16 protein-coding genes and 1 pseudogene are annotated in these 14,590 nt (G+C 40.1%); all 17 read left to right on the plus strand.

All coding sequences use genetic code 11. The features are described 5' to 3' along the window. Positions 1 to 70: 70 nt before the first annotated feature. The gene (locus tag ACZ5ZC_RS23900; protein WP_464932375.1) at positions 71 to 571 is read left to right on the plus strand and encodes a hypothetical protein; all 501 of its coding nucleotides are present in this window, start codon (positions 71 to 73) and stop codon (positions 569 to 571) included. 132 nt (positions 572 to 703) lie between these two features. Beyond that, entirely contained in the window at positions 704 to 1,222 is a 519-nt protein-coding gene (locus ACZ5ZC_RS23905; protein ID WP_054868411.1) for a transcriptional regulator, read from the plus strand. An 827-nt stretch (positions 1,223 to 2,049) separates the two neighbouring features. Then, entirely contained in the window at positions 2,050 to 2,370 is a 321-nt protein-coding gene (locus ACZ5ZC_RS23910; protein ID WP_025523864.1) for a DUF4160 domain-containing protein, read from the plus strand. Then, positions 2,348 to 2,593 carry a DUF2442 domain-containing protein gene (locus ACZ5ZC_RS23915; protein WP_025523863.1) on the plus strand — a complete coding sequence of 82 codons (246 nt, stop codon included), beginning with the start codon at positions 2,348 to 2,350 and terminating at the stop codon, positions 2,591 to 2,593. The genes ACZ5ZC_RS23910 and ACZ5ZC_RS23915 overlap by 23 nt, the downstream gene beginning before the upstream one ends. Positions 2,594 to 2,749: 156 nt before the next feature. Then, positions 2,750 to 3,103, plus strand: coding sequence for a hypothetical protein (locus ACZ5ZC_RS23920; RefSeq protein WP_041852923.1), 354 nt, complete (start codon positions 2,750 to 2,752; stop codon positions 3,101 to 3,103). 138 nt (positions 3,104 to 3,241) lie between these two features. Continuing rightward, positions 3,242 to 3,700 (plus strand): annotated as a pseudogene (locus ACZ5ZC_RS23925) (N-acetyltransferase family protein). 145 nt (positions 3,701 to 3,845) lie between these two features. Beyond that, positions 3,846 to 4,268 (plus strand): DUF4145 domain-containing protein, encoded by a 423-nt coding sequence (locus ACZ5ZC_RS23930; protein ID WP_269043848.1) that lies wholly within the window; start codon positions 3,846 to 3,848, stop codon positions 4,266 to 4,268. 141 nt (positions 4,269 to 4,409) lie between these two features. After that, positions 4,410 to 4,850, plus strand: a complete 441-nt coding sequence (locus tag ACZ5ZC_RS23935) for a hypothetical protein (protein WP_054868409.1) — start codon at positions 4,410 to 4,412, stop codon at positions 4,848 to 4,850. A gap of 147 nt (positions 4,851 to 4,997) precedes the next feature. Beyond that, entirely contained in the window at positions 4,998 to 5,297 is a 300-nt protein-coding gene (locus tag ACZ5ZC_RS23940; protein WP_317388681.1) for a DUF2004 domain-containing protein, read from the plus strand. A gap of 152 nt (positions 5,298 to 5,449) precedes the next feature. Further along, positions 5,450 to 6,097 (plus strand): hypothetical protein, encoded by a 648-nt coding sequence (locus ACZ5ZC_RS23945; protein ID WP_464932376.1) that lies wholly within the window; start codon positions 5,450 to 5,452, stop codon positions 6,095 to 6,097. A gap of 141 nt (positions 6,098 to 6,238) precedes the next feature. Beyond that, a complete protein-coding gene (locus tag ACZ5ZC_RS23950; protein ID WP_464932377.1) occupies positions 6,239 to 6,637 on the plus strand; it encodes an SMI1/KNR4 family protein in 399 nt (132 codons plus the stop codon). Positions 6,638 to 7,310: 673 nt separating this feature from the next. Then, positions 7,311 to 7,970, plus strand: coding sequence for a hypothetical protein (locus ACZ5ZC_RS23955; RefSeq protein ID WP_464932378.1), 660 nt, complete (start codon positions 7,311 to 7,313; stop codon positions 7,968 to 7,970). A gap of 222 nt (positions 7,971 to 8,192) precedes the next feature. Next, on the plus strand, positions 8,193 to 9,044 hold the full coding sequence (locus ACZ5ZC_RS23960) for a fructose 1,6-bisphosphatase (RefSeq protein ID WP_464932379.1): 852 nt from the start codon (positions 8,193 to 8,195) through the stop codon (positions 9,042 to 9,044). A 114-nt stretch (positions 9,045 to 9,158) separates the two neighbouring features. Continuing rightward, on the plus strand, positions 9,159 to 9,413 hold the full coding sequence (locus tag ACZ5ZC_RS23965; protein ID WP_464932380.1) for a P-loop NTPase family protein: 255 nt from the start codon (positions 9,159 to 9,161) through the stop codon (positions 9,411 to 9,413). 95 nt (positions 9,414 to 9,508) lie between these two features. Beyond that, entirely contained in the window at positions 9,509 to 10,828 is a 1,320-nt protein-coding gene (locus ACZ5ZC_RS23970) for a tyrosine-type recombinase/integrase (RefSeq protein ID WP_464931823.1), read from the plus strand. Beyond that, positions 10,821 to 12,548 (plus strand): hypothetical protein, encoded by a 1,728-nt coding sequence (locus ACZ5ZC_RS23975; protein WP_139059537.1) that lies wholly within the window; start codon positions 10,821 to 10,823, stop codon positions 12,546 to 12,548. Before ACZ5ZC_RS23970 ends, ACZ5ZC_RS23975 begins: the two co-directional genes overlap by 8 nt. Continuing rightward, entirely contained in the window at positions 12,545 to 14,590 is a 2,046-nt protein-coding gene (locus tag ACZ5ZC_RS23980) for a hypothetical protein (RefSeq protein ID WP_086585865.1), read from the plus strand. The genes ACZ5ZC_RS23975 and ACZ5ZC_RS23980 overlap by 4 nt, the downstream gene beginning before the upstream one ends.

Here is a 14,590-nt window from a genome sequence, read left to right on the forward strand (position 1 = left end):
CGGTACAATGCCTTAGGTTGGGTGGAGGCGTTGCTCACCCCTTAATTGGGCGTTAAATTCTTGAGGGTTTATGAGAGCATTTCGAAATGTATCAAAAGGGGTGCAGGGTAGCCTCAAGTCACTTTATTCCGTTCTAGACAATAAAACGAACGAGAGCATTGAGGATTGGCAATGTGTTGCAATCACTGTGTTCGATCATTGGTTAACACGAGAAGAGTTTGAGCAATATTTTACTAATCGTTCGTTAGACCAACAAGCCGATATCGACCTACGTTGGCATTTGTTTCATCGTCTTCTAGCTGAGGATGTTTCGTGTTACCAGTACAAATATAGATCTGTTAGTCGGTTGATATTTAAGGAGCCAAGAAACAGCTCTTTGTTTGTCCGTCGTTTATCTAGGTTTTCAGTTGCGGATGCTGATGCTTTGCAGCTCGTAATTCCAGAATATCGGGCTGTTTTCGTACAAGGTTATGACGATACATGTTCTCTTTACTTTGAGTGTCGAGAGTCTGTAAAGCCTCTACGCCATGAAATTAGAAAGTTGGGCATGTATACGTTAGAACGAATTTAACAAACTGTTCAAGAGGGATTCGCAACGCGTGGCATTTTCACTATGCGTTGGTTTTAGTGTTTAAGGTGGTATGCGGCGGCATCGATATTGCGTTGCTCACCCCTTAACAGGGCGTTATGCATCAGGAGTATTATGAAGTCAGAGCTTGAAACTATGGAACTATCAGAGTTTCTTAGTGAGTTTAACAAAGAGAGTGATCGCGGTGCGGCTTTAAATGCTGCTGCTGTGTTAGATGATTGGCTAGGTAATATCCTCGGAGAATTTTTTGCCGATAATAAGTCAGGAAAAGATCTAATATCTGGTTTTAATGCGCCATTAGGCACTTTTGCCGCAAAGGTAACAGCAGCACATGCCCTTGGATTAATTCAAGATAATGAGTTTCGCGAAATAACACTTATCCGTAAAATTAGGAATGAGTTTGGTCATAGTTGGCGTGGTGTTAGTTTTGAATCGGATAAAGTGGCTCATTTAGTAAATCAATTACCTTGGTGTGGTCCTCCTGAGTTCGAAGCAAATTCAACTCCTAGAGCACGTTTCAACTCGGTCATCGCTATATTACTTGCTGATCTCATGTGGCGGGCGAGGCTGGTAAAAAAAGAGCGAAGAGTAGTCAAGTTGTGGTCTAACAAAATCCGTGGAAATGATGCATAACAAACTGTTTAAGAGTGATTCGCAACGCATGGCATTTTTACTATGCGTTGCGTTTAGTGTTTAAGGTGGCATGCAGCGGCATCGGTATTGCGTTGCTCACACCTTAACAGGGCGTTAGTTTGCAAGAGGAAAAACGCAGCTATATCGCAAGATCTAGAGTAAAGGCTCAAAGTTGAAATTGTCGTATTGGCGTTCAATTTCAGTGTTAATTAGCGTGGTAAAAATCTAAAATTGGCATCGTTTCAAGGGTAAATTTGTTCTTTGGTGTTGTGAGTTTTGGGGCATTGAGTCGAACTTTTTTGCTGAAACTCTGCTCTGTGAGTTTGTTGGTACAAAAGCCGATTTACTCGCTGAAATGGCGTTTTCTCTGGTGTGGTAAGTTCACTTGGTTTCAGTGACTTTGTTGAAAGTCCGCATTGTGAGATTGGTTTTCCAAAAGCGCTTTTTGGTGTTGTGAGTTCGTTTTCTACGGCGTTGTTTGTTCCACGTGGTTTCATTGACTAGCCGCTTTGAGACTACGCCTAGCTTAAGTGCATCAAAGTACATAAAGTTTGTTGTTTGAAAAGTTTAAAATAACGTAAAATCAACACTTTGGGTTTGCAAACTAACAAACTGCTCAAGAGGGATTCACAACGCGTGGCATTTTTACTATGCGTTGATTTTAGTGATTAAGGTGGTATGCAGCGGCTTCGGTATTGCGTTGTTCACCCCTTAGCAGGGCGTTATAAGCACTGGCACAGCTCTAAGAATTCAAACGTTCATTCTTTAATCAAACTCTTAATTGGTATATATGCACAATGATGCATCTCTATGTTAAGGAGGTGTATATGCCAAAAATTTATGAGTACTTAGGGATAGTTCTATTTTTTTACAGCAATGAGCATGAGCCGATTCACATCCATGGTAAGTTTCAAGGTAAAGAATCTAAGGCGGAAATTCACCTAAAGAATGGGCGTATAACAAGAGTTGTAGTCAAAGATAAGGGGACTGGGTTAGAGTCTAAGAAGAAGCGAGAGTTTCAAGACTTTGTTCACTGTTATGCGGAAGATATAGTGGATAAGTGGGTAGACTACTTTGTAAAGAAGAAACATGTAAGTCCAATGATAATTACGAAGAAGGTTAAAAATGTCAGAGTTATCGGTGGTTAGAGCAACGCATCTTACTGGTCACATATTAGAAATCGAGTTTAGTGATAGTCATATTTCAATCGTGGACTTCGCACCATTTATTTTTGGTAATGGTCACCCAGACTATGATGTGTATAAAGACGTTTCTCACTTTTTGAAGTTTGACCTACTTGATGGGAATCTAAACTGGGATGATTACACAATGATTTTTCCTATCGGTGATCTGTACCAAAACAAATTGTAATAGTGCTTCTAACAAACTGTTTAAGAGTGATTCGCAACGCGTGGCATTTTTACTATGCGTTAAGTTTAGTGTTTAAGGTGGTATGCGGTAGGTTCGGCATTGCGTTGCTCACACCTTAACAGGGCGTTATGTAGCTAGGTAAGAAATGGAGTATAAATGCTTGGTTTAGTTCGATTTGTATTGGTTGCGAATGTAATAGCAGCCGTAATAGTTGTTGGTCTAGAGATGTCTACAGGCTTCTTTGGACTTAAGTTTGTATCGGACTATGCATTTTTCATCGTAATGCTTATATGGGGAACGACAGCCTTATTTTTCATGTATCCACCTCTGGGTGGTATGGGGCAGTCTGACGACAAGGTTGATAGGATTACAGACTCAATGGTTGACCGTAGTGTTGCGGACGAAATCGATGATGAGCGGTTCTCAGAAAATACAGCCTTTTGTATCAAACTGCTCATAGCTGGCGTGCCTGCATTCTTGGTTTGTGTCCTTGCGAGCATCGCTACATAACAAACTGTTCAAGAGGGATTCACAACGCGTGGCATTTTCACTATGCGTTGGTTTAAGTGATTAAGGTGGTATGCGGCGGCTTAGGTATTGCGTTGCTCACCCCTTAACAGGGCGTTATGTGCTTTGGTGGAAATGGATATGGAAATCACAATCAGGCGTATCGAAACAGAAAGCATTGAGGACAAAGGTATATTCGAGACTTTGTTTATAGAGTACCTATCTGGATTCTCAGTTGAGCTAGATCTCTCAGTAATTGCTCAGTTATTTGCATTGCCTTATTTCCACTGATTTATCAGTTTTGTCGACAATAAGCCTGCTGGTTTTGCGGTTTGCTTTGAATCGTTCTCAACTTATCGTGCGCAAGGAGTGATGAATATTCATGACTTTATGGTGTTGGACAACTTTCGTGGTAAAGGTGTTGGCAAGGCACAACTGAATGGTATCGAACAGTATTGTCGTGATAATGATTACCTCAAAATCACATTAGAGGTCGGTGATGATAATGTTGCAGCTAAAAAGCTCTACAGCTCATTGGACTACGAAGATTACAGAGTAGTTTTGAAAGGGCAGCAACATTGGCAAAAGTACCTCAATTAGCACGCACATAACAAACTGTTCAAGAGGGATTCGCAACGCGTGGCATTTTTACTATGCGTTGGTTTAAGTGTTTAGGGTGGTATGCGGTGGCTTCAGTATTGCGTTACTCACCCCTTAACAGAGCGTTAGCAATATGGAGGTATTAGTGGACTCTGATTACATGTTACAAGTCGGGGATGAAATAGGTCTTGTCAAAGATAATCCGCGATTATTAGTTATCGTTTCTCATTCCTTTGTGGAGATGATCGTCAAAACACTATCAGATCACTATCTGCCAGAAGTGAAACTAAAAAATCACAATCAAAGGTTGGAAAAACTTAGGAAAGAACAAGTCATTGATGAGTTCCAATTTCAGGTTTACGATTGGTTTCGAGAGCTTAGAAACAAAGCTGCACATACACCAATCTTTAGGCTCAATGACAGCGACTTCGAAGCGTTAGTTGGTGTCGTGAAAAGGGAACAGCTTGGAGTTCAATCGTTTCATCTATTTTCTATTAAATTGATCTCTGAACTTTGGAACAAACATCTAGATATTCTTGGTCCAGCGTACCTTGGAAAATATTGCTAACAAAGCGTTTAAGACAGATTCGCAACGCTCGGCATTTTCAGTTTGCTTTAAATTTAGTGTTTACAGCACAATGGTTTAGGTTAGGTGGTCAGCGTTGCTCACTACTTAACGCGCGTTATGTGATTTAAGAGGAAACAATCAATGTTCTCAAAACGATACAAGTTTTCTGAATGGTCTAACTCTGGTATTCCTCAAGTCGCAGCTGGGGTTTATGCCATTTGGCGCGGTCAAGAATTAGTCTACTGTGGTATGTCTGGTCGTCAGATTGAAAAGAATCGCCATAAAACTAAATTTGGTTTGATAACTCGTATTCAAAGTCACGCATCCGGACGATTAAGCGGTGATCAGTTCTGTGTTTATGTTGCTAATCGTTTGGTTATTCCTAACCTGAAACAAGAAGATTTACCAAGATTTGCGTCTGGTGAGCTTAAGTTGGATGGTCTTACTAAGTCATACATCCATGAACATCTTGAGTATCAATACCTTGTAGTAGAGTCTAGTGATGAAGCCTATGACATTGAAAATCAAGCTAGGGCGGGTGAAACTTTTGGCGTATTGCCCCTGTTGAACCCAATCACATAACAAACTGTTTAAGAGTGATTCGCAACGCGTGGCATTTTCACTATGCGTTGGTTTAAGTGTTTAAGGTGGTATGCGGCGGCATCGGTATTTCGTTGCTCACACCTTAACAGGGCGTTATGTTTTTCTCGATATAAGCAGAGTATTGGAATGGATAAAAAAGTAGAGTTAGCTCTAGAAGCTATAAAAGCCTCTCGCGGTACGGAGTCGGGGGAATACGGGATCGATTTGTTTGTATCTCATCATTTAGATGAATTCCCAGCAGCAGTATGGCTAGAAATTTTAGGCAAAGAAAATCCAAGCTTTGATGACATTTTGTCTGCATTGGTAGTCGCTTACGTGGAAGACGACGTCTGTGATTTTACTTTGCCCAATGATGTCACAAATTACTTAATAAGCGTGTCATTTGATGAAAGTGGTCAAGTTGTTGATATTTCGATGGAAAGCTGAGAATGCAAACATAACAAACTGTTTAAGAGTGATTCGCAACGCGTGGCATTTTCACTATGAGTTGGTTTTGGTGTTTAAGGTGGTATGCGGCGGCATCGGTATTGCGTTGCTCACACCTTAACAGGGCGTTATATTAATCTGGAGATATCCAAATGTTTAGTAAGAAAGCGAGTAATCCTTACGATTTTCTGAGTGGATCTCCATCCCCGCAGACTATACGAAATCGTATAAGTGTTATCCGCAACCACTTCAATCATAGTGAAAAATTATATCTGTCCGAACGGCAAGAATTGGAAGTAAAAATCAATCAAGCTACCAATGACGGTGTTCGAGAAGACTGTGAAATCGAACTACACTTCCATGAGCACTTTTTCGAAAGAGTATATAGAGTTTCTACTTTGTTAATACTCTATTCGTTGCTTGAAAACTTGATGGCAAAAATTTGCAAATACAAAGCAGCTACTAAAAATATGACTTTCCAACCCGATAAGTACAGTATTTTTAGCTTTCAGTCATATCTCAAGAGAACTACTGATATCAGCTTTTCACAGCCAGAAATTGAAAAGCAGTGGGCAATTATTACTAAGCTTAACGCTTTGAGGAATGCTCTTGTTCATAGTGAGGGCGATTTGGAACAATATAGTCACCTTTCTCCTGAAAAGGCTAACAAGTTGAAACGTATCATTAATAGCACACCAGGCTTATCTATGTATTCCAATACTATCTTAATTTCAGGCGATTACGTCGAGCGTAGTTGTAGTGCTGTTGAAAAATTTCTACTACTCATTCAAGAAAATTAATATAACAAAGCATTTAAGAGTGATTCCCAACGCTTGGCATTTTTCATTCCATCGGTGGGTTTTGTGTTTACGGTGGTATAGTTGAGTTTCGTGGCAGCGTTGCTCACACCTTAATGCGGCGTTATGCATCAGAGGTACTTCATGGAATTTATAGATAGACCTACAGGCGCAAATCAGGACGAAATACACAAGTTAGAAACTATATTTCAAATAACTCTTCCTAAAAGTATGTTGAATTGGTGGAGTGTTAGCGATGGCCCTATAGTCTATTTTGGCTTCAAAGAGTTACAGTTCTTTTCTTTGTCGGAGATATACGGCGAAGATATTTATGGGGTAAAGCACGATATGCCTGACGCAATGCCAATTTGCTTCGATGGTAATGGAAATATTTGCGTGGCCAGAATTGAAGGTGGTGTTATATCTGGCTTTTATGTCGTTGATTCTGGTGATTTGGGTTGGGAACAAGCGAAAGTTATAAGCTGTGAATTCTTAAAGTTTGTGAACGATAGCTTTTCACCTGAAGAACGACTAAATGCATAACAAAGCATTTAAGAGTTATTCCCAACGCTTGGCACCTTTAGTTCAAGGTTAGGTTTTGTGTTTACGGTGCAATGGTTTGGGTTAGGTGGTAGCGTTGCTCACACCTTAATGCGGCGTTAGCTTACAGTCTGAAAAAGCAAACTCATATAGCTAATGTTAGGTAGGGCATATCGTCAAAATGAGCAATCTGATTGGCAAATGTTTTGGCTGTATTAGCGGTAGTAAGTAACATTTTTTAAGCGGTCATTTTTACCGTGTGCGGTCGTAACGTTACTTGGCCTTGGTTAGTTGGTGGCAATTTTAGCTCCGCCTCAGCTTCATTCATGGCAAAGTTTTGTACTTGAAAGTAGCAAATCCAATACGAGCCTTGGTGGGTGAAGTTCCGTGAGTCTCCACGCTTGGCGGTTTTGTCAAAGCTCAAGTTAATACTAAGTTCATCACCTGAAGTTCTCGGCTATGTTTATAATCTCGACTTTACGTTTAATGTCAAAATAAGTTGTTGTTTTAGTTTGGAATGCTCGGAAAGTAATAAGCTAACAAAGCGTTAAAGACGGATTCGCAACGCGTGGCATTTTTCGTTTGCTTTGGCTTTAGTGTGTACGGCACAATGTTTTAGGTCGGTGGTCTGCGTTGCTCACCACTTAACGCGGCGTTATAAATTTAAGGAGTATCGATGGGAAATCAAACCTCAGAAGAAAAATTAATGGAAGTTGTCGCTATTCAAGAAATATTAGATAAAACTTTAACAATCAAAAAAAGTAAATTTTATTTTTTGTTATTGTTATCCTCTGCCTTAACGGCAGTTATTTCAACAGTTTCTTCTGTATATCTAACTGAAAAGATTAGTAGCTTTGTGGTGAAAGAAGAGTTTTCCGATAGCTTATCGAGACTAGAAATGACTGTTCAAAGAACTGAAGAGATCCAGCAAGAAATAAAAAGTCAGTTTTCTGATGATTTAGAGTCAAATAAAATACTGAGAGTGAAGTACGAGGAGCTCTATCTCAGTACAATCGAGCTTGTAGATCTCCTTGGGTTGCAAACAAAAACCGCTATTAATCGTGAATTTCCGATAATTCATGATAAACCAATACAAAAAATACTAATGCTTCAGTCTTTGTATTTTCCTTTAATTGAACGTGATTTTTTTGCAGTACATAATGCATACTTGGACTATCAAAAATATTTAGTAGAACTATCTGAAAGTCCCGAACGTAGATTTTATGAACCTAATTTGTCAAAGGAGGTAGTAGCAGAAAGAAATAAAGTTAAAGAAGAAATCGACAAGTATAGAGCACTATTGGTCAGGAAGTACGCGAAAAAAATAAATTTATAACAAACTGTTTAAGAGTGATTCGCAACGCGTGGCATTTTCATCATGCGTTGGTTTAGGTGTGTAAGGTGTTATGCGGCGGCATCGGTATAGCGTTGCTCACACCTTAACAGGGCGTTATGAGTCTCTCTAGTTCACAATAAATGATATGCATCAGTGTTATAAACTGTTGTTTGTGACAGTATAACGTTCCTTACATCAATTTAGCTTTATGGTGATAGCAATATGCATGAAATGCAGTTCAAAATTGACGGCAAAAAATTAGAAGATGGTGTCCCTCTTCATACAGCAATCGCTGCACTGGATAACTTCCAAAAGATCGTAGACAAATCTTATATGGGAATTACAGGTGTAAAGAAGCTGAGCCAGAAAGAACGCGAAAAGTATTTCATCAAAACCACCGAGATTAAGCATGGTTCGCTGCTGACTAACTTTGATATTGTCTTACAAGGTGTACAGCTTGGTTTACCTTTGTTTTCAACTTATGGTCCTCAAAATGTATGGGACGCAACAAAAGACACGTTCAATTTTCTAAAAACAGTGTGTGGTGCAGTACAACGAGGCGATACTCCGACATATCAGTTCGACAATGAGGGGGATGCTACAGTTCATATTGGCGATGAGATTCATCATTACCATGGAACTGTAATCAAAATTGGCAAAGCAGCTCTTCCTAACTTTCAAGACTTAGCTCATATGGCTGGTACAAACAAGCTAACTGAAATCTCAGCTGGTAAGGCTAGTTCACCTGAAAAAGACCTATTTATAGGCGCTGAAGACGCAAAAATGTTTGATGTGCCAACTAAGTTAGAACAGGAAATTCGTATGGTGAAATGTGAGGTATTTGACTTTAACAAGTTCAAAAATGCCGGAAAACTAGCTGTATCAGAGGTAGGTCAATATATACCAACAGGAGAGTTCAACTTCTCTATTTTTGGTAATCAGAGCAATGTTGATTATATTTATTCCATGCTAAAGCCAGAAGTTGAACTCAATTGTTTGATCGAGGTTGAATTGAGTCCATTTGGTGGGGAAGAAATACATAAGTTGCATATCACGGGCATAAAAGACTCATAACAAAGCATTTAAGAGTGATTCGCAACGCTTGGCGCTTTCGCTTCGCTCAAGTATAGCCAAGCGTCGCTCACACCTTAATGCGGCGTTAACTGGATTGATGACGAGGTAAGTCCGATGAAAAGAATTGCGGTCATTGGTTCCGGCGGTTCGGGTAAATCCACATTTTCGGCACTATTAGGTAAAGAGTTGAATTTGCCTGTTCATCATCTCGATCAGCTATATTGGAAACCAAATTGGGTTAAAACTCCAAAAGATGACTGGCTCAAAATTCAAAAAAGTCTTTGTGAAAGCGAGTGTTGGATTATCGATGGTAATTATCAGAGCACCCTTGATATAAGGTTTGAAGCTTGTGATACCATGACAGGTTAGTGTAGGAAAAACATCTTACACACATAAATAAATCTGGAAAATAATTACGCACTGACCATACTGTATGTATGGTCAGTGGTTTTCTAGGTAAATTTATGTATCTCATCCAATCAAACAATGTCTACAAACAGACAGAGTTATCAGTCAGTGATAACAACTGTCAATGTTCTCCTGTTGAGGGGAATATTGGCTCACTGCCTACACTGTTTAATCAAGATGGTTCGTTCAACCACGAAGCAAATAGTTACCTCTTCTACCAAAAAACCATCAAAGCAGCTAAAGACCTATCCCCCTGCGCTCAAGCGTTACATGCTTACTACCAATTCCTTGAAGACAAACAATTAGCATGGGATAAATTCCCTCCCGTCAAAAGACTAAAACCAACTTATCTTTTCCGTTCTCACCTGTTAAAACAAATCAAGAATGGTGAATTAGCTCACAGCACAGCAAGCGTCCGAATGAATCAAATTGTTAACTACTACAAGTGGTTAATGCATGATGGTTGCTTGAAAATCAAGAACGAGAAAGAGGCTCCTTTTAAGATGGAGTTTGTATCCGTTCAAAGCACTGGGATGCTAGCGCACATATCGCCAACATTTACCGTTGAAACGAGTGACTTGCGAATAAAAGTACCAAAGGATGCAAGCAGTAAAAACATTCGACCTTTATCCCCACTCTCTCAAGAGTCACTGAATATTCTGACTCAGCACCTTCCTAACGCATCCGATGAATTACGCTTGCAGGTGTTAATCTCCATAGATACGGGAATGCGAATTCAAGAGGTGGCAACGCTCTCCCTGAATGCACTTGATACCGCAACACCCTTGGTTGAAAGTGAGCATCGTTACGAGATAATTTTATCCCCTCAATCGACTGGGGTTCAAACTAAATACTCAAAGCAAAGGCGTGTAGAAATCTCATCAGAGCTGCTAACCACACTAAATGAATACCGTACCGCTGAGCGCAGAATCAAACGACTAAACAAACTCAATGCCCAATTAGAATCACTGCCCGAAGATAAGTCTTCACTCAAGCAAGAAACTATCGAAAGGCTTGAACTGTGTGAGCGTCATGAGCCTCTTTTTGTAAGTGAGCAAGGAAATACCGTTACAGCCAAATCAATTGAAGCTAGGTGGATAGAACTTAGAACTTCCATCAAGAAAACCTCCCCTTCCTTTATCCATCGTTTCCATGACCTACGCTCAACCTATGGTACATACCGACTAAATGACTTGCTTGAGGCTGGACTAACTCCAACGGAGTGTATGGAGCTTCTAATGGGCTGGATGGGGCATAGAAACGAATCAACGACTTGGAAATATCTGCGTTATTTGCAACGCAAAGAAGCGTTCAAAGTGAAGTTTGGCATTTTAGATAGCATCATGCACGAAGCGCTAGGTGGTGAGGATGAGTGATAATGTTTCATACCTTCACGGCTGGGATTCAAAGCTTTGTTTTCAGTTAGATACGCAAAGCAATAACCTCGTAGACTTTAATCGTTTTTTGGTTAAGCACTTTCCTGCCACGAATAAATTACAGCAAGGCGGCCAATTTGAAGATGCAAATCGTAAAAGCTTTGTGAATCAAATCAAGACTTGCTTTGCTGAAAAAATAGAAGAAGGGGTAAGTCATAACACTCTAATTTCTCATTACATGCTTTGGTCTCAATACTTACGCTGGTGTGATCAAAATAATGCGACTGCCTTTACACAAAAATCACTCGAAGGCTATATGTCTCACCTGCACACAAGAGTTATGCAAGGGACACTAAAAAGCTCAACTTATCAACAGAATTTCTCTTGTTATAGGGTACTATTTCGAGATTATTTAGATTTACCATCAAACTATTTTAACTCAGTAGTGGTTATTAATAAGAATGATTCCGAATCATTTGAAGCCTATACACGCAGTGATTTAAATCAATTACTCCCTTTTCTGCGTAGTCTGTTCAGACAAACTTACTTTCAATTCATTGCGTCGCCTGAAACGCATATCAATACTAACAAAGGCCGGCCCACTATGACTTTTAAGTGGAAAGGTCAGGTCTATAAGCTATTTGGTGGTATATCAAAAATGATGAGTGCGGCTACGTACCTATTGTCTTATTACACCTATGCAAATACCAGTGATTTATTACAACTACCCCAGCCAAATAGTGCATCTACGTCAACTGAAGAAGTTTGGCACACTATGCCTGCATTTAAGCGTAGAGCATTTAAAACCATTCAGATTGAAATGGGCGAACATACACTGGAAATTCCGAAATATGCAATGCAATTTTTTGACAACTTACTCAATGCCTCCCGCTTAATATCAACGGATAAAAACGCAACACTGCTTCAAACCGTAACACAGCGACAAAGCACACCGATGAATAAGTTCGTTTTACAAAACTTCTTAAATCTCTGGGTTGAAAAACATTTTACATTCGTCGATCAAACTGGACGCCGATTACGCCCCATGGTAAGTCGCTTTCGTGAAACAGGTGCACAGTTAACGGCCTATCACCAAGGAGAAATGGTGAATGACATCATGTTAGGAAATACCCTTAACACGAGGCAAAGACACTACAGCGAAGGAAGCCGAATAGCCAACAACGGCATGATGCAAGATGCGATGTCGATACGAGAAGAAGAGATTAAAGCGGGTGTAAACGCCAAAGAGGCTCAGGCCAATTTAAATATTAATGTTTTAGTCATAGAAGAAGAGAATAAAATCAATTTACCTAATCTGAGTCGAACTCCAAATGGTGCGAGTTGCGCTACTCCCTTTGGAGAGAGGTCCGAAAGGTACACTAAGAAAGCCTTCAAGCAAGGTTTGCTAAATGAAGGAGAAAAACTGTCTTGTGCTGATTTGCTGAGTTGTTTTGGTTGCCCCAGCCAGGTGATTGTTCAATCGCTCCCAGATATTTGGTGCCTACTCAGCTTCAAAGCGTGTATTGAAGAATCGCTATACATGCACCTTGACGCTCACCACTATAGGCAAAACTTTGAAAAAGTCGTGGCATTCATAGACGAAAAAATCTTGCCTAACATAAGCCAAAAGCTACTAAAACAAGTAGAAACGAAACTTGATAATGAAGGCTATCACCCACTTTGGAGTGATGCCAACTCCGTTCAAGGGATGTTGCAATGAAAAATAATCACTTATATGTTTCGAATTTCCCCGAAAACCATAAAGTACACCCCATAGATATTATTAATCTGTATCATGAAGGACGATTTGATGAACTGAATGACGTCGTAATTTGTAAAGATAAAAACGGTAATGTAACAGCTACTTTTGGACAAAGTGTTTGGGCTTGCCACCCTTTTTCGCGAAACAGGACAAAAAATACATTAGACTTCTCAAAATTTGACTCTGCACCTGAATTACAGCGCGAACTAAAAGTACTCACCTCAGGATGGCTTTTTTGTACCAATCAAAAAACCAAAAAAGCGCTTCGCTTTTTAACTGTTTACTCTCAACTAAGCTCCATTAAGAAAGTTTACACATTCTTAATGCAACAAAACCAGAAATCATTATCTACACTATCCTCTGCGTCATTTAGGTTAAAACTTGACAACTACCTTCAACGACAAGGTTATGCTCAACAAACACTTGTAAGGGCATTTGTTGCTATCAATGGAGCAATCCACTATGAAAATTGGCACAAAATCCTCTTGGGTATCAAGCCTATACTTTCTCAAAAGGAAGCCCGAAGACTAAGTGACAAAGGCAATCAGCAATTTCTGGTGATTCCAGAACGGTTATGCCATGCCATCTATGGCAAAGCGATAGCACTAATTGAAGAAGCGTTACCTCACGCAGGGCTCTTGGCCGATACAGAAAGCGCACTACAAGACAACTATAATGAAGGTAAGAAGGCTTTAGATCGTAACGTTCAACAGGGTTACACCTATGCCTTTTTGAATGATGATGGGAGCATAAATACCCGCAAATACGCATCTCTCGTTCCTCACTACCAACCTCATGAGCGAAAAAATATCATTCGCCCACTAAAAGACAAACTGCCTGGCATTGCCCTTAACGACGCAAATGATTTTAGACGTTACATAGGGCAACTAATTACCGCTAGCTACATTGTCTGTGGTGGATTCAGCGGAATGCGAGACTCAGAGCTAGACAAGCTAACACCAAATAGTTATTACGAAGACTCCTTGAGCGGTCGAGTTCACCATATGTTGCAATCTCATACCTTTAAATTAGGTGAAAAATGCGAGACGTGGGTAACAGCTGCCATTTCCAAGTCAGCAATAGACTTAATGACGATTCTGACTAAACGCTGGCGAAATGAAACTGTATACCCTGATGAAAAGTATGCAGATTCATTGTGGGTGAATCAGGGGGCTCGCTCAGTACAACCTAGAGTAATCACGAATTGGAACTTACGATTAAAGCGTTTTTGTAAGCAATTTGGTTTTCTAGTCACAGAAGATGATTATCAAGAATGCTTAGCCTCCAACCCTCGCTCGCTAGATAGAATAAAAACATTAGTTATTCCCGGTAAACCATGGCCTATGAGCACTCACCAATTTAGGCGCACACTAGCGTTTTACTGCGTGAAGAACCGTTTAGGAACACTAGTTGCCCTCAAGCAGCAGTTTAAGCACTTATACCTATCGATGACAGAGTGGTATACCAACGGAGGAAAGCTGGCGAGTTTACGAGACTTGAAGGTAGATACAAAAATACAGCAGACACTCGAAGAAATTAATGCTGAAACCACTGCCAACAAAATCTTTAAACAATGGCACTCAGATGAAACATTATCAGGTACGCATGGCAAAGCGATCATGAAAATGCGTGGGGATGTTCCCACCATCTATAGTTCATGGGATGTGATATATCGAGCAGTCAAAGAGGGTAAACTTACGCTTCATGGCTCTTTACATAGCTACTGCAAAAATGGATACAATTGCGATATGGATGGTGTTTTCATGCCTCAATTCTGTGTCGATTGTGGTTCCGGCAGTAGCATCATTGATGAGCAACAAGCTAAGTGGTGGCAGAGAAAGCACCGAAGCTTAACAACTCATATGGCTTATGGTGACGATATATCGGTAACAGACAGAAGTCACTATATTACTCAAATTAGGGCGGCAGAAAACGTGATGCGAGATTTTGGTATGGAATTTACGGCCTTTGAAGCAGAACTAGCCGTGATGGAGATTTAG

This window comes from Vibrio sp. JCM 18905 (assembly GCF_055393305.1).